The following is a 23,238-nucleotide window of genomic DNA, read 5'->3' on the forward strand; positions in this document are numbered from 1 at the left end:
ATGAGTTCAGGACAACTGCCGCAGTCGGTGCCCTACGGCTACGAGCCGCCAAAGGATATAAAGAAAGGCACGCTTTTCTTTTATGATGCGTTTGAGGACATCGGGAGACAGGAGCTGGAACAAGCACTGCGTCACTCTAAATTGAATGGGTTTGCCGATCTTGTCTTGTATCCGATTCATATTGAGGAATAGACGGCGACAGCCGTACCCGGTTGCTGTATAATAGTCTAGATAGACGAAGATGACTTGGAGGCACAACTGGTTTGACAACATATCCTTTTCAATTTGATCCGGGCCAGCCGTTCGTTGAGCAAGCGAGCGACTGGATCGCGGATGTTTTTTATGACATTTTACCCGAGGCGGGCTTCGAGACGCGCGATGAGCAGATTTACATGGCCTTTCAACTTGAAAAAGCGTTTAGCGGCAAACAGACAATATTTGCAGAGGCGGGCGTTGGAACAGGGAAGACGCTGGTCTATTTGCTCTATGCAGTCACCTATGCGCGATACACTGGCAGACCGGCTGTTATTGCTTGTGCCGATGAATCCCTGATTGAACAATTGGTCAAGCCTGAAGGCGATATTGCCAAGCTGGCCCGGCATCTCGATTTGCGCGTGGATGCGCGGCTCAGTAAATCAATGGACCAGTACGTATGTCTGAACAAGCTGGATTTGGCTGTGGCCGACGAGGATGACGATTCTGCAAGCCTGTACCGGGCTTTATATGCAAATTTGCCGGAATTTGTCCATAAGCCAGCAGCGCTGCAGTCATTTTACCCGTATGGCGACCGAAAAGATTATCCGGAGCTGGCAGATGACGAGTGGAGCCGAATTGCCTGGGACGTATTTCAGGACTGTCTGATCTGTCCTCAGCGCCACCGTTGCGGTCAGACGATCTCGCGGGACTATTACCGCAAGGCGACGGATTTGATCATCTGCTCCCATGATTTCTACATGGAGCATGTATGGACGTACGAGGCGCGCAAACGGGAAGGCCAGCTTCCTTTATTGCCGGAACACAGCTCGGTCGTCTTTGATGAAGGCCATCTGCTGGAGACGGCTACGCAAAATGCCTTGACTTACAAGCTAAAGCACCATCTGTTTGAGAGTATCGTGACGCGGTTGCTGGAGGGAGAAATCCGTGAATCGTTGGCGCTGGCTGTAGAAGCATCCATCGAACAGAGCGAGCGGCTGTTTGAGCTGCTGTCTGCAAGCAGCCGTATCGTACCGGGTTCGGACCGCCGGGAAATCATACTTAATGACCAGCTTGCGCAAGCGATTTTCCATTTCCGCCAGTTAATTGGCGATATCGAAGAAGAACTGGTCTTTGAGAGCGGACTTTTTTCGCTTGACGACTATCAGCTCAAAATTGTGGAGGAGCATCTGGAGATGATCGGACATGCCCTTTCCCTGTTCGCGCAGCCGCAGCAGGTGATAACATGGCTTGTGAAGGATCATGAAGGGATGACCCTCGTCATCATGCCGAAAAAAGTCAAGGAGGTACTGCGTGAGCGTGTCTTCTCCAGAGCAATGCCGGTTGTTTTTTCTTCCGCTACATTATCTGTGAACGGGTCGTTTGATTATATTGCACAGGGGCTTGGGATTGAAAACTTCCTGTCGTTCTCTGTAGCTTCCCCTTACCGGTATGCGGAGAAGATGCAGCTGGATATTCACCCGCAGCAGTCTGATCAGAGCAAGCTGGAGAAGGTACTGGAGCTGATGAGCGCAACGGACGGAGGCTTGCTTATCCTGTTCCCGTCCTTTGAGGAGTTGAAATGGTTCAGAACCGAACTGGAGTGGCGCGCAGAGCATCATTCCAGACGTTATTTTTTTGAAGGCTCGGGTGAAATCAGCCATCTGATCTCCGGGTTCCAGCGTGACCACCACAGTGTGCTGTGCGCGGTGACCCTATGGGAAGGACTGGATATCCCCGGACCGTCGCTATCCCATGTTATCATTTGGTCGCTGCCGTTCCCGCCGAATGATGCGGTGTTCACAGCACGCAGGAATGATGCCGCGGCTCCGTTCGAGGAGGTCGACTTGCCTTACATGCTGCTTCGGCTCAAGCAAGGAATCGGACGTCTGATCCGTTCAAGCGAAGATTCCGGCACGGTAACGATATTCGGCGGCGCGTTTAAGGAAACAGACATCAGGGAGCAAATCAGGCAGTTTCTGTAAGGGGCTTCAGCCGATGAGGTTTAACAGTCTCTTGATGATTTGTAAAGTAACGTTCACATTGTATACAAATATATTCGTTACAATAGAAAACAGCAATTCATCTTGGCTTGGTAAGGGGGAAATGCACATGAACTGGCTTGCAAAATTTACTCGCAGATATAGCGGCGACCAGATTCGGCTGGCTCTATGGACGACTGGCGTGCTCGCTATTTTGGTTGCCGGAGCCGTTTATTCCTACGTACAGGAGCGGCAAGGTCATGAAGTTACGTTGATGCCTTTTACTCTAATCGTATTATCCGTAGTCGCCTACAATTGCTTCCGTTCATCCACCAAGAGCAACTAGAGGAGGAATGATAGAGAAGGCAAGCGGGCCGTGGGCAAGTTCATTCATGCCTGTTGTATAACGGATTCAAGTATGGCCGGAGACCTTTAATGGGGTTTTCGGTTTATTTGCTTATAGAAGAATTCAATTAGCGCTGGATAAAAAAGGGTGGTAATCTGGTACTATTAAATCATATTAAATCAATAGGAATTATAAAATTTGAGTACAACGAGGTGAATGAGATGGGTGAAGTGATATTCCGTCTGGCTGAGAAGCAGGATGCTCCGCGATTAGTGGAGGTCATTTATGATGCTTATGTTACAATACGCGACCTGAATTTGCATTGGCCTGCAGCACATGCCAACCTGGGGCTGGTCGAGGAGAATATTGCCGACAATGAATGCTTTGTGCTGGAGGTGGACCATCGCGTTGCTGCTACTGTAACCCTGACCAGGGCAGACAATCCGATGACGGCATTGTCAGGCCTGCCGTTCCTCAAATGGTTTGCGGTTGATCCGGCGTATCAGGGCAAGGGCTACGGCGCTAACCTTCTGGGCTGGGTAGAAGAAAATATTATACGCGACAGGCTGGGGGCGCCTGCTGTTACACTTGCGACGGCGGAGAAGCACCCCTGGCTTCTGCCAATGTATGAACGGCGTGGCTACGAGCGAATTCATGCGTTTGATCCGGGCAATGGGGACGGGACGATGCATTTGCTCCGCAAAATTGTCGACCGCGGGCTGTATGAGCGGTTTTCCCGGCAACGAATCGGTCAGGCGGCAAGCGGTTAAGCCGTCTCCCGATGCAAGCAAACCGCACCAGTTGGCTCGATCCTTGGAATTACAGGGATGACGCCTTATTTACAGCCTGTCGGAAAGGGGCCGCGTTCAGATGAAATTTGCATTGTTCAGTCTCATTATGAATCTTCCTAATGCGTTGACCGGGGAGTCATTCACACAGCAGCAGAAATTCCAGCAAGTATTGGACCAGGCCGTATTGGCTGAGCGTTTCGGTTTTGACGCCTATGGCGTAGGAGAACGTCACGGCGCTCCCTTCCTGTCGTCATCACCCGCGGTAGTGTTGACCGCGATAGCGGGCAGAACCGCCAGAATCAGGCTCCTTACGACGGTTACAGTGCTCAGCGTGCTTGATCCGGTGCGGGTAGCGGAGGATTATGCGACGTTGGATCATTTGTCCGGCGGACGGCTGGAGCTTATTATCGGCAAGGGCAATGACCCGAGGCATTATCCGTTGTTCGGCATTTCGGAAGAAGAGCAGTGGGAGTCGCTGGATGAGCGTTATGGGTTGCTGAAGCGTCTGTGGAATGAGGAGGAGGTAACCTGGAAAGGCCAGTACCGGCCGCCGCTTGAGCGGGTTACAACTCAGCCTCGTCCCTATCAGGCTTCTATCCCGGTGTGGCACGGGAGCGCCTCAAGCACATTGTCCACGGAACTGGCCGCCCGTTATGGCGAGCCGATCTTCTCCTCCAATACGTTCCATCCGCAGGCTAAATACAAGGCGTTAATCGATCATTACCGGGAGCGGCTGGCTTATTACGGCCATGATGCAAGCAAGGCGGTTGTGGGAGCAGGGGCGGGCAGCCTGTATTTGGCGAACACGAAGGAGGAAGCGTTAAAGAAGTTCCGTCCCTATTACGATGTTTTCCAATCCACAGATTCGGCTCAGCATAACCAATCTCCGTTTCGCGGCCTGGAGGATAACGTCCAGAATGGCCCGGCGCTTGTAGGAAGCCCAGAGAGTGTAATCGAGAAAATCCTTAACTATCATGAAGCATTTGGCCATCAGGTGCTCAGCATTAGCGTGGATGGTTTGTCTGCGGCGGAGCAACTGGAGCAATTGCAAATGTTTGCAGAGGAGGTTGCGCCTGAGCTGCGGAGGCGAATCAAGAGTACCGTATGGGAACCAGCGGCAGAAGTGTCTCCGGCCCTTCATTGACTTGTCGGGAAGCAGATCTGGAGTAACCAACTGTCCTATGTATGTTCTGGCGAGCGAATTCGAACAAGTCAACGCTATTTTCTAGGCAAGAGAAGGCAAGAGCGCCTCGCAGGCTGCTTTTGCCTTCTCTTGTATGTTGGATGGACACTTGTCAGCCTGTATGTCTGCGTAACATTGCAATGATAAACAACATCGTTGTGAGCCCTCCTTCGATACATAAAGCACCGATTGGAAACCAGTAGCTCAAGTAGGAGCTGATAACCGGACTATTGTGGCTGAACGGGGCGAAAGGGCTGAATACGACAATGATTCCGAAGATGATAATCCAGGGCTTGGGTGATTTGGAGCCTGTCCATTGCTGCATTCCTTTTGTGAACGCAAAGAACACAATAGAGATGGTAATTAGCGAGCCGAAAATGAAAATAAGGAGCAATAGAACCTCAACCCGATCCAAAATAATCAAATGCGTAATCCTGGAGAAAATATAAATCGGATTCTCGAATTTGCCCGCCATATCCGGTCCCATAACGGCTATGCTGTACATCAGATAGATCGTCATGATAAATGCTCCCAGTACGACAGCCTTACTTTTCATCCAGAACATTTTCGACGGGTTACTCAGATGAGGCATAAGCATAGCGACTGTGATACAGATGCCAAACCAGCTGCCGGGATAGATCGCGCCCCGCAAAGGCGGCAGAATGCCGTCCTCAAGCACGGGCAGCAGATTTTCAATGCGAAAATCAGCAATAGAGCATATAAACAGGATGATGGAGGCCACAAGAACGATTGCGCCGATGAGCTGGCTCAGCCGCGCAATCGCTTCGATGCCGATCCAGGTCGCCATTCCGGCGCAGAACATCATGGTTAAAGAGAACACGAGTTGAGGTGTTTCCGGCATTAGTGAGCGCGACATGAAATCACAGTAGATCCACATCGCGGTCATCATGACAATGAGGAAGAACAGGAGGTAGCAGAGGGAAACGATTTTTCCGGCCGCCTTGCCCAGAATGCTGCCCGTATACTGAATTATCGTTTTCCCCTTATATTGATTGCCAAGACTTTGTAAAATATAGGCGACATAGATGTCAATAAGCGTGCCAAATATCATGGACAGCCACAAGTCTTGCTTCACCTGTGAAGTCAACTGGTTTGGTGACGAAAAAAAAGAAAGGCAAGTGATGGATACAAAGACAATAAAGAAAAATTGTTTGTTAGAAATGATCTGCTGGTTCATTTTTTCTCCTCATCGTCCTTCGTAATAAGTCCTTCAATTAACAATCCTGACTTCGTCATGACAACCTTTATTTCAGGTTCAACCTTAATCGTTTTAAGTCTCTCTTCCCAGTCTTTTTTGAGTTTTTTCCACTTTGAGGGCGCTTTCCGGTGAATGGTTTCACCGAACCCGATTGAATCTGTCCGATAAGTTCGGAACAACTTGTATACGGTGTGTTCTGTCTGCCGTTGGAGATGGTCTGTCAAGGAGCGGACAAGTTTTCTGTTAAAATCGGGATCAGCCAGATTAAGTTCCGCAGTAGATGTAACAATGCCTGCCTCAGCAACCATCTTGACCTTCAATGTAATTCGTTCCCCGTCAAATACAGGAGTCAAGCGGACAGCGACCGGGTTCATCTGAAAACTGATTATGGTCCCTTCGTCAATCTTAACCTTGAAAGAACCTGACTTTGCCATCCCGCTTAGCCAGCTGACCATTTGGGTCTCATCGCTATTCATCCACCCTACCAGTCTTTCATGGCGAAAGACAGCCAGTTCTTCAATGGCCATAATTCGTTGGTTGGCGCCATAGGACTCGGCAGAACGAAGTCCCGGGACGGCTGCCGCATAGCCGCTTTGGTTCAGACGAGGGAGAAACTGATAAAGCTCGATTGCACCGCTTAAACTTTTGTAGTATTTGCTTTCCAGATAGGCCTTCCATTCATCGGCCGGCACCGCCTGCAGCTCTTGTGATTTGCCAAGCGCCTGTCTGACTGGCTCCTTGGAAATGAGAACAAAGCTGTTAAAGTTCTGATACTGGTTTCTCCAGAAATAATCCATAACTCCGTCGAGCCCTTTTCTGGCCAACCGTTCTCCGATCATTACGACCCGGGTTTGCGGGAAGAAGAGACTTTTCTTCGCCTGCTGCCGGATGGTCTCCAGCGCATCTTCAACCGTAGCGCCGACCGCGCTATAGGTGGCGATGCTGCGTCGCTGCTGGTTGCCGCCTCCGGCTGAGATGGGGAGCGTAGGATTTACCAACTGTATGGTGACTTCCAGACGCTTATCCGGGTTCAGATCAAGGCCCAGAGACGACACAACGGTCAATTGGTCAAAATTGATCTGGCTCCAGCATCCGCCGAGCAGAGGAAGAACTGAGAGAAGAAGGCAAGTCTTGAGAAATCGGAAGAACATGGGGATTCCTCCTGTTCATAAAATGGTTTTATCGTTTGTTCCGCTGTATAAACCAAGGAAGTCTGATAAACGAACGTATGGCTTCATCTTTCTTGAATGGCGCAAAAGGAGCCAGATAGGGCATGCCGACTGACTTGATCGCGCTTAAATGAATGCCGACAATGAACAGCCCGATTATGATGCCGTACAGTCCCAGTATGGAGGCAAATATCAGCATTACAAATTTCAAAATCCGAATGGAACCGGACAGTGAATTTGAAGGAATGGTGAACGATGAAATTGCTGTGCCGGCCACGATGATGACAGACGGGGAAGATATAATGCCTGCCTGGACGGCGGACTCCCCGATAACAAGAGCGCCGACAATGCTGATGGCTGAGCCGACAGAGCGCGGCATTCGGACGCTGGCCTCGCGCAGCCCCTCGAAGGTCAGCTCCATCAGGAGCGCTTCCAACAGAATCGGGAACGGCACGCCATCCCGAGCTGACAGAATGCTGCTCAGCAGTTGGGGAGGCACCATCTCGGGATGGAAGATAAGTATGCCTACATAAGTAGCTGGCAGCAGCAGAGTAAGCAAAAAACCGACAAAGCGGATCCAGCGGACAAAGGTAGCGACCGGATACGCCAGATACAAATCCTCTGTCGTCTTGAGCAAATGAAACAAGGTACAGGGCAAAACGAGCACGAAAGGCGTACCGTCCACGAGAATGGCGACTTGCCCATCCAGAATAAGCCCTGCAACATCATCAGGCCGTTCAGTGCTGTAGACTGTAGGAAAGAGGGACCAGGGGCTATCCTTAATCATTTCTTCAATGTAATGGGATTCAAGCACAGCATCAATATCAATCTTGCTGACGCGTTTGCGAACTTCCTCCAGCACCTTCCTGTCCACTCGGTCCTCGACATAGAGAAGTGCAATTTTTGTATGCGAGATGGAACCAAGTGTTTGGCTCTCGACGCGTATCTGCTTGCTCCTGACTCTGCGGCGAATCAAGGAAATATTCATGGCAATCGACTCTACAAAGCCGTCGCGCGGTCCGCGAATGACATTCGCCGAGGAGGGCTCATCGATGCTGCGCGTCTCAAAGCCCAGCGTATTCACCGCCACCATTGCATTATGGCCTTCAATCAGGATGATGGTCCAACCTTCAACCATCAGGCTTGTTGCCTGGGCGGGAGTTGTGACCGCCGTGGTCTCTGTAGCGGTTAAAATGGAATGACTGAGCAGCTTCAGCGCCTGCTTGTTCTCCGGGCTCATGTCCAGTTCCACAGATTTGCTAATAATCGGGGAGAGGACATTGCTGTTCAGATCAATAGAGTTGACCATACCATCGATCCATACCAAAACTGCAGGGATCATTTGCTCCCCGACCGTGCACTCCCGTGTACGAATATCGGACGTATTTCCCAGCTCGGTTTCGATGTTCTTTTTCAAGACATCGAGGCTCGGACGTTCTTTGCTTTCGAGTCTGCGGGGAGTATTGCTGTCGTTGTGTTTTGTCATTAAGGACCCATCTCCCTTTCCTGCCCGGTCGTTCCTCGTTTGGAAATGCATGGTTATGGGCTTAGAATGCGGAAAGAAACATGATTTTATACATTGCTTGCATCGGTTTGACTGCTTGAAAGTAGTACAAGCATTATATATACTAATAAGTAAGTTACTTATCTATTTATAGAAAAGGGGGAGATTCCGATTTCAAGCGCTGTCGAAGAGTTGCTGCAATCTTTCAGCCGCTTTCGTCGGAAGAGAATTGAGGCCAAAGCCAGCAGAGGCGACTACAAAATGCATGAAACTCGCCTGTTGATGCTGTTGGAAAATGCCGGGCCGGAAGGAATGAAAGTGCTGGACTTGAGCAAAGACATGCAGGTTACCTCTCCATTTGTCACCCAGCAACTCAATCGCATGGAGGACAACGGGCTTATTGTTCGAACCAAGGGGGAGGAAGATCGCAGAATCGTCAAGATTAGCTTGACGGACAAGGGTCGGGCTGCGGCCGATAGGGAGAAGGAGCATTTTAAGCGGATGCTTGCCGGACTTTGCGAGCATCTGGGGGAGGCAGACAGCCGCGAGCTTGCGAGGCTGATGAACCTGGCTTTTGATTATTTTGAAGAGAAGATGACAGATCGGGAAGAGGAGGAGGGCAATTGATTGCATTGTTCAAGCATTTAAAGCCCTACACACGCTTTATTTTGATTATATTGGTTAGTATGCTGGCCGGTATTCTGCTAGAACTGTATTTGCCTACGCTGATGGCCAGTATTGTGGATATAGGAATTGTCGATAACGATATGGGTCATATTTTGCAAACCGGAGGATGGATGGTCGTTTGCTCATTGTTGGCGGGAGCGCTGACTGTTATTGTTACTTATTTTACCTCCAGGGTATCGGTTGGTTTCGGGCGTGATCTGCGGCGCAAGCTTTTTATCCATGTGGAGGGCTTGTCCCTGCAGGAATTCGACCGTTTCGGGACCGCATCGCTGATTACCCGGACAACGAATGATATCAAGCAGATTCAAGACGTTGTCAATATGATGTTCGGCATGATGATCCGGGCTCCGATTATGCTGATCGGGGGCATCATTCTTGCGGTATCCCGCGATGCTATGCTGTCGCTGATTTTCCTCGCATCCTTGCCGGTGTTGGCGTGCTTGATCTTTCTGATCATGAGAACGGCAATCCCTTTGTTCCGCTCGCTCCAGAACAAGACCGACCGGCTCAATCTGCTGCTGCGGGAGTCTTTGACCGGTCTGCGGGTCATTCGGGCGTTCAACCGGACAGATTACGAGAAGAAGCGGTTTGATCAGGCGAATGAGGATTATCGGGATATCGGCATTAAGGTCAATCGGATGATCGCGGTGCTGTTCCCGGTGATGATGATTGTGATGAACTTCACCAATGTCGCGATTGTCTGGTTCGGGGGAATTCGCGTGAACGAAGGGGTCATGCAGGTCGGCAACATGATTGCATTCCTGCAATATGCGATGATGATTCTAATGTCGCTGATTATGCTCTCCGTGGCGTTTATTATGATTCCGCGCGCCCAGGCGTCGGCCACCCGGATTAATGAAGTGATTCAGCTTCATTCTCAAATCAAAGAGCCGGCTCAGCCTGAATCAGGCAAGGCTGTGCAAGGACTTTTGGAGTTCAAAGATGTCACTTTCCGGTACGCTGGGGCCGAAAGAGCGGCAGTGGAATCCGTCTCCTTCGTCGCGCGCCCTGGCGAGACAACGGCGATTATCGGCAGTACAGGGTCGGGGAAAACTACGCTTCTGCAGCTGATTCCGCGCTTTTATGATGTAGAGCGGGGGTCAATCGAGGTTGACGGCGTGAATATCCGGGACATGAGCCAGAAGGAACTGCGCGCCAAGCTCGGCTATGTTCCGCAGAAGGCGGCATTATTTCGGGGCACGATTGCCGATAATATCCGCTTTGGCAACGGAGATATTCCACAGGAGCAGCTTGAGGCCGCGCTGGCGACGGCCCAAGCGGCGCAATTCGTAAGTGCCAAGGAAGGCGGCATTAATGCCGAGGTCAGTCAAGCTGGCGGCAATTTGTCTGGTGGTCAGAAGCAGCGGCTGTCTATAGCGAGGGCGCTGGCCCGCAAGCCGGAGATTTATTTGTTTGACGACAGCTTCTCCGCACTCGATTACAAGACGGACGCCAAGCTGAGAGCCGCACTCAGGCAGGAGACGGGACAGGCCACGGTCATTATTGTCGCCCAGCGTGTCAGTACTGTAATCGACGCTGATCAGATTATTGTGCTGGATGAGGGCAAGGTTGCCGGTATCGGAAAGCATGACGAACTGCTTAAAGGGAACCGGATCTATCAGGAAATCGTGGCCTCCCAGCAGACAGAGGGGGCGAGTGCATGAGCAACCGGAGAGGGATGAGTCCAAAGGTTCCAATGGGGGCAAGCAAGCCAAAGGATTTTAAGAAGACATTGCGCAGACTGCTCGGGTATCTGAGACCGCAGCGCAAAAAGCTGATCACCGTCGCGGTTATGGCCCTCATGGGGACTTTATTTAACGTTGTAAGCCCGAAGTTGCTCGGGGAGGCGACTTCCTCTATCTTTGATAGCTTTCTGAAGGGAACCAGCGTGGATTTTGCCCTGCTCGGCAAGCTGCTTATCTGGCTAATTGCTTTGTATGCCTTGTCCGCAGCGTTTACTTTCCTGCAGCAGTATCTGATGGCAGGCGTATCCCAGCGCACGATTGCGGCGATGCGCAAAGAGGTTAACGAGAAGCTTGCGCGGCTGCCGCTGCGTTTCTTTGACAAGCATCCATACGGCGACCTGCTCAGCAGGGCGGTTAATGACATTGACAATATTAACAACTCCTTGCAGCAGGCTTTAATGCAGATCATAACGTCTATCATTACGATTATCGGAATTATTGTGATGATGCTATTCATCAGTCCGCTGCTGACGCTGGTCGTGTGCGTGACGATTCCGCTCAGTGTAATTGTGATCCGGTTTGTCGCTGCAAAATCGCAAAAATATTTTATTAGCCAGCAGGCGACATTGGGACAGGTGAACGGGCATATCGAGGAAATCTATGGCGGCCATCAAATTGTCAAAGCGTACGGTTATGAGGACAAAGCGCTGGATACCTTTGATGAAATGAATGAACGGCTCTATCAGACGAATTGGAAAGCCCAATTTATGTCCGGTCTTATGATGCCCATGATGATGTTTATCGGCAACATTGGTTACGTGCTTGTCAGTATAGCGGGCGGAATTCTCGTCCTGAACGGCAATATTCGAATCGGGGACGTACAGGCTTTTATCCAATATTCCCAGCAGTTTAACCAGCCTATGATGCAGGCGGCAAGCATTGCCAATATGATTCAGGCCGCACTTGCCTCTGCGGAACGGGTATTTGCCGTACTGGACGAGCCAGAAGAACCGCAGGAGCAGCGTACCTTGGTTGATCCGAAAGAGCTACACGGCAGCGTATCCTTCCAGCATGTCAGCTTTGGTTATGATTCTGAAAATCCGATCATCCGGGATTTGAATCTAGAAGTTAAAGAAGGGCAGACGATTGCGATTGTCGGTCCTACAGGAGCCGGGAAGACGACCATGATCAATCTGCTGATGCGGTTCTACGAAATCAATGGAGGACGCTTGAAGCTTGGAGGAGCGGATTTCAATGACATGAGCCGGGAGCAAGTACGCAGTCGGTTTGCAATGGTGATTCAGGACACGTGGCTGTTCAACGGAACGATCCGGGATAATATTGCTTATGGCAAAGAAGGAGCGACTGAGGAGGAGGTTGTTGAGGCCGCGCGCAGGGCGTATGCCGATGACTTCATTCGGACGCTGCCTAATGGCTATGATACGGTTCTCACCGAGGAAGCCTCGAATATTTCGCAAGGGCAGCGCCAACTGTTGACGATTGCGCGGGCGATTATCTCCGATCCGCTCATTCTCATTCTGGATGAAGCGACGAGCAGTGTCGATACCCGTACCGAGATGAATATACAGAAGGCGATGAAGGAGATCATGGAGGGACGCACCAGTTTTGTCATTGCTCATCGCTTGTCCACGATTAAGGACGCGGATCTGATTTTGGTCATGAACCAGGGTGAAATTATCGAGCAGGGCACTCATTTGGAACTCCTGAGACAGAAGGGCTTTTATGCGGACTTGCATAACAGCCAGTTCTCGCAAGGGCAGGATGAAGCGGTCATATAAGTTGAACGAATGCATGTTGTGAATGGCTTGTAGACAGGTTCTATTTCTACGTGAAAAGATGCTATACCCGTGACGCTATACCCGTTAAGAAGGAAAGCCGTTTACTTTACACTTATTCAAAACTATTTCACACCGGCTAGCCTATGTACAATGCATCGAGTTGGCTATGTTTTATGCAAAGTCATGATTGAATTATAGATTGCCATCATTTATCATTGTAAGTATGTTGTTAACAGGCGCTACGATTGAAATTCGAGGTGGCCTGCGTGTGAAAGGTTCTTCCGATCGCTGCTGTTCCCGGATTTCTGGAATGAATGGTTGTGAGAGAGGAAATCCGGGAACAGAGGCGAACGCTTCACTTCTACAGAATCCTTTCACACTCCGGCTATGCTGTTTCTGGTTTCTTTTAGTTCTATTTATTTTTCGCATTTTTCGGTGCGAATGTGAAGCTCACATGATTTTCCCGGTTCCTTCGCACCTCGAAATTTGTCGAAAACAGGGTGAAATCATAACCAAGTCTAAATGTCAATGTTTTTCTCTTTTGCTAAACGCAGTGTTTTCCGAGAGATCTTCATAATTAATCCCAATAATGGGTTTATTCCTTCCGTTTTCGCAGTCGCACTCCATGTGAGTGCGTGGATTGAAACCATCCCAATTACCTCCCCGCGTAAGCCCGCCGGCTTGTCGCACTCCATGTGAGTGCGTGGATTGAAACATTTGATCGGGCGATTTGGTAGGATGCAATATCGATGTCGCACTCCATGTGAGTGCGTGGATTGAAACTAATTGTTGATCCTGTAATGGTACCTCCTGTAATGACGTCGCACTCCATGTGAGTGCGTGGATTGAAACTTTATAATCTTTCGCCAACCTGCCTCCGCTAGGGTCGCACTCCATGGTGAGTGCGTGATTAAATCAATCAACGCTCCATCATAGAGCGACTAGACCACATCAGATGGTTCAAGTTCACAATTGAACAACCAACGACAGCAGAAAGTGCCTTCCCACGCTTGCAGCCAGGCGGGGAAGGCATTTTCTTGTCTGCAATCAGCTTAAAACCTCGGCATCCAACTCATTTCTGATCTGAAAGAGGCATACTAGCCGGCTGCGGACATGCATAGGATAGTTTCAAGTGTGTCTGACGGAAAATGAGGAAGCGGCGGGGGGCGAAAACGGATGGAAAAAGAAGAGCACCACATCGATCGGTATACCTTTGAAGTGACGGGAATGACATGCGCGGCCTGTGCCGCAAGGTTAGAAAAGGTGCTGCTGAAACTGAACGGTCTGGAGGAGGCCAGAGTAAATCTGGCAACCGGGCGTGCTATTGCTGTGTTCGATGCCATGAAAGCGGATCGGGAGCAGGTAAGAAGAAAGGTCGAGCAGCTAGGATATGGCGTACGGGAAGTCCAGCCCGCTTCTGCTTCCTACGGCAGCGGGAGGAGCGGACTGGTGCGTTTTGTCCTGGCGCTGCTTTTGACACTGCCTTTGTTCGGGGTGATGCTTCACCATAGTGGATTGTCCTTGCCGTGGCAGATGCCTGAGCTTTTGCTGAATTCATGGTTTCAGCTTGCTTTGGCGACGCCGGTTCAGTTGGTCATAGGTCTGCCCTTTTACAAGGGGGCGCTGCGAGCAGTCAGAAGCGGCGGCGCCAATATGGATGTGTTGATTGTACTGGGCACATCGAGCGCCTACTTTTACAGCTTGTTCCATGTCCTGTGGCCGCTTCTTGCACACAATCAGGGCACGGCGTCCCCGCATCATCTGTATTTTGAAACCGGGGCCATCATTATGACCATCGTACTGCTTGGCAAACTGATTGAAGCCGCCGCACGCAAAAGGTCGCTTCACGCACTGATGGATTTGCACGACATGCAGCAGGGGAGAATTCAGGTTGAGAGGCGGGGAGAAAAGCTTCATATTGCTCCGTATGAAGTAGAGCCGGGAGATCTGATTGCGATCGTGCCGGGAAGCAGAATTCCGGTGGACGGACAAGTTGTGGAAGGCCAATCCGGTGTAGATGAATCGATGATGACCGGAGAGGCGGTTCCGGTTGAGAAAGGAACAGGCGACCAGGTTGTTGCCGGAACAGTCAACCAGGCTGGCAGGCTCAGTGTGAGAGCAGAGCGGGCGGGGGCAGATTCCTCCGTAGCCAGACTGATTCGCCTTCTCGAAGATGCACAAAGCTCCAAGCCCCCGATTCAGCGCAAAGCCGACGAGATGGCGGATATGTTCGTCCCGCTGCTGATTGCGCTGGCATTGATGACATTCCTGTTCTGGATCATCCTGATTGATCGCGGCAATATCGGAATTGCAACGGAACGAATGATTGCTGTGCTGATCGTCGCCTGTCCATGTGCGATTGGACTGGCTACTCCGATCTCAGTGCTTGTAGGCTCGGGAAGGGCTGCCCAAAAGGGTATTTTGTTCAAAGAAGGCAGTTCGCTGGAGACGCTCCATCAAGTAACAGTTGTGCTGCTGGACAAGACGGGCACGCTGACCCAAGGCACGCCCGAGGTAACGGATTTGCATACTGTGGCGACAACGGAGCGAAGACTGCTTGCGCTGGCGGCGTCCGCAGAGCAGCATTCCGAGCATCCGCTTGGCAGGACGGTAGTCCATACAGCGCTCCTGCAAGGGCTGAAGCTGCTGCCTGGGGAGCAATTTGAGGCGCTGCCGGGTTATGGGGTACGGGCGAGAGTGGACAGACAGGAGATTGTAATCGGCTCCTGGAAGCTGATGGAGCAGACACTTCGGCATTCCGGGACCGGAGCGGCTTCGGCGAAGCCCTATACAACGAGCAGAATGGAGGCCGCTGGGAAGACAGTGCTCTATGTGGCTGCGGACGGCAGATTGCTTGGCCTGCTAGGAATTCGGGATGCGATGAAGCGATCCTCCAAGCAAGCGGTTGGACAGCTAAACAAGCTGGGACTTGAAGCCGCGCTCGTAACGGGCGATCATCCCCGCACCGCCTATGCGGTTGCAGAGGAGCTTGGGATCAGCGGCGTGTATGCCGAGGTGCCCCCTTCCGGCAAGCTTCATATTGTCAGAGAGCTCCAGCAGAAGGGGGAGCGGGTACTTATGGTTGGGGACGGGTTGAATGATGCGCCCGCACTAGCCGCGGCAGATGTAGGGATGTCGCTGTCCACCGGCTCGGACATATCGCAGGAAGCGGCAGACGTTAGCCTGCTAGGGGGCAATCTGACTGCAATAGCGGAAGCGATTCGCCTGAGCAGACGGACAATGTCCAACATCCGTCAGAATCTGGCGCTCGCCATAGCTTACAACGGTATTGCGATTCCATTCGCAGCGCTTGGCTTCCTGGAACCGTGGATGGCTTGCTCCGCAATGGCGCTAAGCTCGATTACAGTTGTAGGGAATGCGCTCCGGCTGCAGAGGGCTTAAAAGCCAGCCAGTTGCCGCTATGCATAAGTTTTTGGTTTTTTATGTAAACTACATAACAGGCGTTAAGATGGAACAGGAGCACAAACTGAATTCTGAGGGGATGTGACAACTATGAGAGAACTGTTAAGCAAAGCATTATCGTTGGGGCTGGGGGTTGCAGTCGCCAGCAAAGAGCAAGTGGAGAAGCTGGTTGATGAGCTGGTTAAAAAAGGTGAAATACGAAGCAGCGAGTCATCGTCTTTCGTCGATGAACTGATTAGCAAAGGGGAGGAGTCGCGCCGCCGGATTGATGAAATAGTCCAGGAACGAGTGGAGGGGCTGATTGCCGATTTGAAGCTGGCTACCCGCGCCGATATTGAGCGGCTTGAGCAGCAGATTGCCAGATTGGAGCAGCAGCGCGGAGGTGATACGAAAGCCGAAGGGTATTCCATTTCCGATTAGCGTAACACGAGGTCATCCCTTTTAAAATGCATACCCGTTCATGACCTGTCGGGCTGCAGGAGGCCATTTACAGCAAGGGAGGGAGTCAATCTTATGCTGGTCGCCAAAAAATTCCGTCAGCTTCACCGGTTTCGCCAGATCTCGATGATTCTCGCCCGCAACGGCTTCGGATATCTTGCCGGAGAGCTGGGCTTGGCCGGGAAGCTTCCCTTTGCCCGTCATCGGGAACCCGGAGAGGTCGCTAAGATGACAACCGGCAAGCGGATTGCTCTTATGTTGCAGGAGTTGGGCCCTACCTATGTGAAGCTGGGACAAATTGCGAGCACCCGACCGGATTTGGTCCCGGCAGACATTATTGTCGAACTGGAGCTGCTCCAGGATCATGTGGCGCCTTTTGACGAGGGACAGGCAATAGGCATTATCGAGCAAGAGCTGATGGCGCCGATTGATGAATTGTTTGCACGCTTTGACCCGATACCGCTGGCGGCGGCTTCTATCGGTCAAGTACACAGGGCAATGCTTTATGACGGTACGGAAGTTGTGATTAAGGTGCAGCGTCCCCGTATCCGTTCTGTAATCGAGACCGATCTGGATATGATCCGGCAATTTGCCCGTCTTGTGGAAGCGCGTCTGGAATGGGCCCAAAGCTACCGGTTGGCGGAGGTTTTGGAAGAAGTAGGCAAGGCGCTGCTGGCCGAACTGGATTATAGTGCCGAAGCCCGCAATGCAGATCAGATTGCTGCCCAGGTCTACAACAAGGAGAAGCTGATTATTCCGGCTGTTTACAACGAGTATTCGACCCGCAAAGTGCTGACAATGGCGTATGTGGACGGCATCAAGCTAAGTGAGCGTGAGCGTCTTGACGAGGCCGGACATAACCGGCGCCAGCTTGCAGACCGTTTTGCCAGGATCATTCTGAATCAGGTGCTGATTGAAGGATTATTCCATGGAGATCCGCATCCTGGCAATGTGCTCGTTCAACCTGACGGACGGCTGGCGCTGCTTGATTTCGGTATGGTAGGCAGACTGACGCCCGAGTTGAAAAAGCAGCTGGCGGCGTTCGTTATTGCTCTGCGCAACCAGAGTTCAAGCGGCATTATCCGTGCCGTATCGAAGATGGGGATTATCCCAGAGGACGCGGACCGAGGTGCCTTGCGCGCAGATGTAGACCAGTTGAGGGATAAGTATTATAAGGTGCCGCTCAGTAAAATAAGCATGGGGGAAACTGTCCATGATCTGTTCGGGCTGGCCTTCCGCCATCGGATTACGATTCCGCCGGAACTTGCGCTGCTTGGCAAAACATTGCTCGAGATGGAGGGCGTCGTGACTGCGCTGGACCCGGATTTCAGTGTGTTCGATGTAGCGGAGCCATTCGGACGCCGACTGTTCAAGGAAAGTCTGGACCCTGGAGCAGCGATTCGCAAATGGCTGGAGGGCATACCCGAATATGTCGATTTGTTCTACGAGGCGCCCCATACGTTGAAGCGTTTGACTGCGGTCATCCGCAAGGGGAAGATCGGTGTGGAGCTGACAACTCCGGATCTGGATCAGGTGATGAGAAAGCTTGACCGGATCAGCAACCGGATGTCATTTGCCATCATGCTGCTCTCGCTTAGTATTGTAATGGGCGGACTTATTATCGGCTCGTCCATGCGGCATCAATATACATTGCTGTGGAAAATTCCGATTCTGGAGATGGGTTTCCTTGTCGCCACTGTTTTGTTCTTGTGGCTTATCTTTGCGATTTTCCGCTCCGGACGGTTCTAAAGCTTGAATATGATTTTCAGCCTTGCCAGCAGGATTTGTCTGGCAGGGCTGTTTATGCTTTTCGGATTATTTATAGTAAAATGGGTGAGGGCAGAACATACGCTATCAGTTAAACTTACGGGAATAGTCGCCCGTGTGAAAGAAAAGGTTCTTTTGGCAGGACAGCTAAGGAAGCGGGGAGCGAACAGATAGATGAAAGGAAACAAAAAGGCGGCCGTGCAGATTGGCGCATGGGGCTTGGCTGCGCTGTTAATTGCAAGCGGCTGTTCAGCGCAATCCCGCACATATCCACCGCAAGAAACGGAGCATATCCCTAGCAGCTTCATACAAGGCGCGAACAACGGCAATCATAATTTTCAGGATATAAACCCGGTTTCTGAGTCAAGCGCTGGACAAGCTGCAAGCGGTGCAGACTCTGGCGAGCCTCCGGGCAATCATGTCGAAGGAACAGAGCAGGGCCAAGACCAGGATCAACAGGAAGAAGAAGCTGCCGTTGTGAAGCAATACAAGCTGCCAGAAGGATTTGTCTATCTCGACGAAGTGCTGGAATCGGCGCATTACGATATCCGGTATAATAGCGATTATAATTTTGTTGGTGAACGAATTGACGGTTACAAGGCCTCGACAGCCATTATGACGGAGAAGGCTGCTGAAGCCTTGCAGAAGGCCAGCGAGAAGCTGGCCCCGCTTGGATATGAGCTGAACATTTATGACGGCTATCGCCCCGCCAAAGCCGTTGCCCATTTTATCCGTTGGTCCAAGGAGAGCGGGGATGATATGAAAGAGCTGTTTTACCCGGACATTGACAAGTCCCGGCTGTTCAAGATGGGCTATCTGTCCAGCAAATCCGCACATTCCAGAGGCAGCACAGTCGATTTAAGCATCGTCCATAAAGATACTGGAGAGGAAGTGGACATGGGCAGCAGCTTCGATTATCTGGGTGAACGATCTCATCATGGAACCACGCTAATCAATGCGCAGCAGACAGCCAATCGCAACGTGCTGAAGAAGGCAATGGAGGATAGCGGCTTCCGGTCATACAGCAAGGAGTGGTGGCATTATACTTTGAATGATGAGCCATTCCCCAAGACCTACTTTGATTTTGATGTGGAATAGCCGTCTTGCAGGCCTGGGAACAAACGAAGGAGATATTCTATTTGTAAGTCCTCCCTTTATATTTTCCGGTATGAGTCAGTTTGACTTTTACCTGAATATCCTGAATCGTATCCTTCTCCAGCTTGAGCCTGCCGATTTTCTCCAGTCTCTTCCATTCTTTCGGCTTGCTTGTATACAACTTGTAATTCAGATTGAGCACATCGATCTGACGGGCAAGACCTTGTTCGTAGGTGGCCATAATTTGTTGTTTTAAAACCTGGGCTGCCTGCCTCTCCATCTCCTGAATGGACAAATCTTGAATCATCTCATCGACATAGCCTTTAGCTTTGACATGGATCACATACCGTACCCGATTGTTCTCGACAACCGGCTTGATTTTATGCCGCGGCTTCACGATAACCAGTGTTGCTGCCGGGTTGTTGTTGTCGGGAATATTTATTATCGCTCGCCGGGTTTCCTTCCGCAGCCACTTCAATCCGTCCATTTGATCTACGGGCAGCTTGCCAATGTACTGATGATTGAAAAAAAAGCTCGTTCCATCCATGTAAAGCAGCGTTCTCTTTGTCGTATCTTCTGTCCACCGCCCATCTGAGATGGATAATGAGGGGAGCATGGCGGTCCGTCCCGATTCATTGAACTCTGAAATCAGCCTATACACATATTGCGGCGGAATAATCGAGTTTTGAATGTAGCTTTGGGACGGGTTGTCCAGCAACGTATCCAGTGGAGAAAAGTAAAGAACGGATTTCTGCGACAGAATAAGTGGCAAAGGCTCCTTGGTACTGTAAACGTTAATGTTGTATCGGACTTCGCGGTATCGGTTAACCGCATCGAATATATCTCTCATATCATCAAGCTGCTCCAGAAGCCGCTCGCTGCAAAGGATACCTTTGACATGCCCCCAATACATCCTGAGCTGGGAAGTCGGGTAGATGGAAGCTAATGATTCATTGACGGTTTTGCCTACGCCGCGCCCGATCCATACGGGTACATTTTTACCGATCTCAATTTGTTCGGTCTTGGCAACGTCGATAAAATTAAGCACCTGCGTATAGGAATAGAAACGGCCGTCCTGATAATCCAGTCCGATTGCCGTAACGAACGCCAGATTCTGAATGGATTTGGAATTCTCTCCGCAGCCTGCTGCAACAGAGAGCAGCATCAGTACAAGGAGCAGACGTTTGATCCAAATGCTCATCCCTCGGTCTCTCCTTTACTGTCCGGGTCGGTGACACGAAGTGTAGCAGGGCGCCTTTTCATCCATACCCAGGGAAAGCGCAGCACGGATTTCAGAATATCGGCTGAATTGAATGGCGATAACGGCGCCAAATAAGGAACGCCAAAGGAACGAAGTCGGCTCATATAGCCGAGTACCAGAACGATGCCGAGCAGCAGACCGTACATCCCCATAAAGGCCGAGATGAAAAAAAGGCCGATCCGAATAACGCTGACACTGCCGCTGAGCGATTGATTGACCAGTGTAACACTTGTGACAGCGGTCACGGCTCCAACTACAACGACACTAGGCGACACAAGCCCGGCCCGAATGGCCGCATCCCCGATAATGAGTCCTCCTACAACGGTCAGCGTCTGTCCAATTGAACTAGGCAACCGCAAACCGGCCTCCCGGAAAATTTCCAGCAACACCAGTAAAATAAACAACTCCACCTGCCCGGAGAACGGCAGCCCAATCCGCCCCGATGCGACAGTAGCCATAAGACGGAATGGCAATTGATCCGGGTGAAACGAGGACAGCGCTACCCAGGCGCCGGGAAGCAGCATTGAAATAAACAGGCTGAGCAGCCGAATAAGCCGGGCAAATGAAATGTACTGGTAGCTGAAATACAAATCCTCGGGCGACTTCAACAGTAATGATAAATTGCCGGGGCCGATCAGCACCATCGGATTCCCGTCCAAAATAATGACGAACCTTCCGGCAAGCAGACTGCTTACCGTCTTGTCAGGCCGGCCTGTAAAATCAAGCAATGGAAACAATGTCAGCTTCTGATCGACTAACATTTCTTCAAGCTGGTTAATACTGTATAGCCCATCGACTTCAATTTGCTGCAGTCTTTTTTTGACTTCACTTAATATCCTGGGGTTAATAATATCCTCAAAATATAACAAGGCAACCTTTGTCCGGGTTCTTTTTCCCAGAACGCTTATGTCGCAACTGAGAGCTTCACTGCGTACCCGCTTCCGGATGAGAGCGACATTGGTCATCAAATCTTCGATAAACCCGTCCTTGGGGCCTTTGATTGTAATTTCTGTCGTTGATTCTTCGGGATTTCGTTCCGGGCGATGACCGATATTCATTCTGAACAGCGCTTTGGTATGGGGGATGAGGAGCAAAAGGCAACCGTCGAAAATCCACTCCGAAATTTGCGCAGGGGAAGCAGACGGATTCACGGATGTCATCGGCAGCGGGCCGTAAAAGCCTCCTTCGTGCAGTGTATCTAGCCCTTTGGTTGCTTCAAGCTTCTCCAGCTCAGGCAAAATCGTCTGACTGATTTCACCGACATTGCACAGGCCGCTGCTGTATACCAGCACAACCTCGGAAGGGGCTTGGTCGCTCAGTTGAAAGCTGGCAATATCGACATCCGCCGTGCGTGCAAACAATGCTTTCAGGGAATCCCGATCCCAGTTGTGGACAGGATGATTGTTCTTGTTGTAATGTTCGGTCATGAAGGACTCACTCCAGACTTTTTGGAAAATAGCGCAAGACTGATACAGGTCACGCTCGTAAAGCCCGCAACAGCCAATGAATACGGAATGTAGAAGCGGGACATCCATAGATAAAACCCATAAATATCTATCGGGAACATAGCAATAACGACATAGCTTGCGATAATAAGAAGGAGCATCCAGGATCGGGAGGCGGCATGCTTCAAAGGCAGCAGATCAGTCAATATAAATGCAGAGAAGCTGACTCGCACAATAGCTCCCGCCAGCCACTGCATTACAGACAGAAAATCCACATGTTCAATATCATTGCCAAGACTGACCAACCGCCATTGCTCATAGGGGGATTCCATCTGTTTGGCAGCCTCCTTATATCCAAATTCTGTAATTGCCCCAATGATCGGTCCAAGTGTGATATATACAATCATGGCGCCAAGCAGAAGAAGCTGCCATGCCTTTACCTTTTTCTTCAAGCGATGTTGAATGGCAAAAATCATAATCAGCTCGACAAAGCCGCCTCCTGCAAACACCATCCCGCTAAAAACTGGCTGCCAGCCATGTTCCAGAACGGGCAGGAGAAGCTGAGAATCTTTCATACTATTGTTAGCGAAGGATACAAAATAGCCAAGCACTACAACCAGCGGCAGCAGCACGCCGGAGCCGATGGCGATAGCTGATATGCCGGAGAGAGCATAATAGAGACAGACGATGCCAAGCAGTATGGCAAGCACGGCGATTGGGGTGGCAGGCAAATAGTTGATCAAGGTCCATCCAGCTGTATGCAAAATCGTAGTTCCGCCAATCAGATAGAGCTGTATCGCCAATGGCAATAAAATAATCCAAGATAAGATCGTACCGACCCTCGCAGCCAGCCACGGCTGCAGCTTCTGCTGGCCGGAGCTGCGCATGAACAGCACCAGCAGGGCACACCATGGCAAATATAGTCCTCCTGTGGCAAGAACGGATATCCAGGCGTCGCGTCCGGCAGACTCCAGCAGCATCGGATTAATGGTAACGTGTGTCATCAGACCGTTCATAAGCAGGATAATCATGGCAAGCTGCAGGAAGCTGATGTTGCCTATTCCATTATTCATTGGGATGATTCACCTGCAATCGTAGTATTCATTGCTATATTGTTCCATTGGCGCCATGTAAATATGCAAGTAATAGAAAGTTCACAGTGAGTACAAATGGATCTGTTATGCTGGAAGGCACTTAACCTATCTCCAACATGTAAAGGGTGAGAGGCCATTAAACCTACACAAAAGATACG

18 protein-coding genes are annotated in these 23,238 nt (G+C 50.8%); 12 read left to right on the forward strand and 6 right to left on the reverse strand.

Features of this window, described 5'->3' with window-relative positions; genetic code table 11:
* The 5 genes from JFN88_RS03090 (at position 1) to JFN88_RS03110 (ending at position 4,455) form a co-directional block, all read left to right on the forward strand.
* The gene (locus tag JFN88_RS03090; RefSeq protein ID WP_199017833.1) at positions 1-192 is read left to right on the forward strand and encodes a hypothetical protein; all 192 of its coding nucleotides are present in this window, start codon (positions 1-3) and stop codon (positions 190-192) included.
* A 71-nt stretch (positions 193-263) separates the two neighbouring features.
* A complete protein-coding gene (locus JFN88_RS03095) occupies positions 264-2,177 on the forward strand; it encodes an ATP-dependent DNA helicase (protein WP_199017834.1) in 1,914 nt (637 codons plus the stop codon).
* Positions 2,178-2,304: 127 nt separating this feature from the next.
* Positions 2,305-2,520: a hypothetical protein gene (locus JFN88_RS03100; protein ID WP_199017835.1), complete on the forward strand. Its 216-nt coding sequence runs from the start codon at positions 2,305-2,307 to the stop codon at positions 2,518-2,520.
* 221 nt (positions 2,521-2,741) lie between these two features.
* The gene (locus tag JFN88_RS03105; protein WP_199017836.1) at positions 2,742-3,290 is read left to right on the forward strand and encodes a GNAT family N-acetyltransferase; all 549 of its coding nucleotides are present in this window, start codon (positions 2,742-2,744) and stop codon (positions 3,288-3,290) included.
* Positions 3,291-3,390: 100 nt separating this feature from the next.
* Entirely contained in the window at positions 3,391-4,455 is a 1,065-nt protein-coding gene (locus tag JFN88_RS03110) for an LLM class flavin-dependent oxidoreductase (protein WP_199017837.1), read from the forward strand.
* Positions 4,456-4,606: 151 nt separating this feature from the next.
* On the opposite strand, the gene JFN88_RS03115 is transcribed toward JFN88_RS03110, so the two are convergent.
* The 3 genes from JFN88_RS03115 to JFN88_RS03125 are packed head-to-tail and all read right to left on the reverse strand — an operon-like array spanning position 4,607 to position 8,368.
* On the reverse strand, positions 4,607-5,692 hold the full coding sequence (locus JFN88_RS03115; protein ID WP_199017838.1) for a GerAB/ArcD/ProY family transporter: 1,086 nt from the start codon (positions 5,690-5,692) through the stop codon (positions 4,607-4,609).
* Positions 5,689-6,864: a Ger(x)C family spore germination protein gene (locus tag JFN88_RS03120; RefSeq protein ID WP_199017839.1), complete on the reverse strand. Its 1,176-nt coding sequence runs from the start codon at positions 6,862-6,864 to the stop codon at positions 5,689-5,691. The genes JFN88_RS03115 and JFN88_RS03120 overlap by 4 nt, the downstream gene beginning before the upstream one ends.
* 28 nt (positions 6,865-6,892) lie before the next feature.
* Positions 6,893-8,368, reverse strand: a complete 1,476-nt coding sequence (locus JFN88_RS03125) for a spore germination protein (protein ID WP_199017840.1) — start codon at positions 8,366-8,368, stop codon at positions 6,893-6,895.
* Positions 8,369-8,647: 279 nt separating this feature from the next.
* On the opposite strand from JFN88_RS03125, the gene JFN88_RS03130 reads away from it, so the two are divergent.
* From JFN88_RS03130 to JFN88_RS03160, 7 genes are all read left to right on the forward strand, one after another.
* Positions 8,648-9,013 carry a MarR family winged helix-turn-helix transcriptional regulator gene (locus tag JFN88_RS03130; RefSeq protein ID WP_199017841.1) on the forward strand — a complete coding sequence of 122 codons (366 nt, stop codon included), beginning with the start codon at positions 8,648-8,650 and terminating at the stop codon, positions 9,011-9,013.
* Entirely contained in the window at positions 9,010-10,737 is a 1,728-nt protein-coding gene (locus JFN88_RS03135) for an ABC transporter ATP-binding protein (protein ID WP_199017842.1), read from the forward strand. Before JFN88_RS03130 ends, JFN88_RS03135 begins: the two co-directional genes overlap by 4 nt.
* Positions 10,734-12,557 carry an ABC transporter ATP-binding protein gene (locus JFN88_RS03140; protein ID WP_199017843.1) on the forward strand — a complete coding sequence of 608 codons (1,824 nt, stop codon included), beginning with the start codon at positions 10,734-10,736 and terminating at the stop codon, positions 12,555-12,557. Before JFN88_RS03135 ends, JFN88_RS03140 begins: the two co-directional genes overlap by 4 nt.
* Positions 12,558-13,733: 1,176 nt before the next feature.
* Positions 13,734-15,959 (forward strand): heavy metal translocating P-type ATPase, encoded by a 2,226-nt coding sequence (locus JFN88_RS03145; protein ID WP_199017844.1) that lies wholly within the window; start codon positions 13,734-13,736, stop codon positions 15,957-15,959.
* A 111-nt stretch (positions 15,960-16,070) separates the two neighbouring features.
* On the forward strand, positions 16,071-16,400 hold the full coding sequence (locus tag JFN88_RS03150; RefSeq protein ID WP_199017845.1) for a phasin family protein: 330 nt from the start codon (positions 16,071-16,073) through the stop codon (positions 16,398-16,400).
* Positions 16,401-16,493: 93 nt separating this feature from the next.
* Positions 16,494-18,167, forward strand: a complete 1,674-nt coding sequence (locus JFN88_RS03155; protein WP_199017846.1) for an ABC1 kinase family protein — start codon at positions 16,494-16,496, stop codon at positions 18,165-18,167.
* Between the two features lie 192 nt (positions 18,168-18,359).
* Positions 18,360-19,283 carry a M15 family metallopeptidase gene (locus JFN88_RS03160; protein ID WP_199017847.1) on the forward strand — a complete coding sequence of 308 codons (924 nt, stop codon included), beginning with the start codon at positions 18,360-18,362 and terminating at the stop codon, positions 19,281-19,283.
* A gap of 37 nt (positions 19,284-19,320) precedes the next feature.
* Here JFN88_RS03160 and JFN88_RS03165 read toward each other — a convergent pair whose 3' ends face one another.
* From JFN88_RS03165 to JFN88_RS03175, 3 genes are read right to left on the reverse strand one after another with little or no spacing between them, the layout of a single operon-like run.
* Positions 19,321-20,481: a Ger(x)C family spore germination protein gene (locus JFN88_RS03165; protein WP_199017848.1), complete on the reverse strand. Its 1,161-nt coding sequence runs from the start codon at positions 20,479-20,481 to the stop codon at positions 19,321-19,323.
* A complete protein-coding gene (locus JFN88_RS03170) occupies positions 20,478-21,968 on the reverse strand; it encodes a spore germination protein (RefSeq protein ID WP_199017849.1) in 1,491 nt (496 codons plus the stop codon). The genes JFN88_RS03165 and JFN88_RS03170 overlap by 4 nt, the downstream gene beginning before the upstream one ends.
* Positions 21,965-23,059, reverse strand: a complete 1,095-nt coding sequence (locus tag JFN88_RS03175; protein WP_199017850.1) for an endospore germination permease — start codon at positions 23,057-23,059, stop codon at positions 21,965-21,967. The genes JFN88_RS03170 and JFN88_RS03175 overlap by 4 nt, the downstream gene beginning before the upstream one ends.
* Positions 23,060-23,238 lie beyond the last annotated feature (179 nt).

Source organism: Paenibacillus roseus, from assembly GCF_016424485.1.
In the GTDB taxonomy this organism is placed as follows: Bacteria; Bacillota; Bacilli; order Paenibacillales; family Paenibacillaceae; genus Paenibacillus_D; species Paenibacillus_D roseus.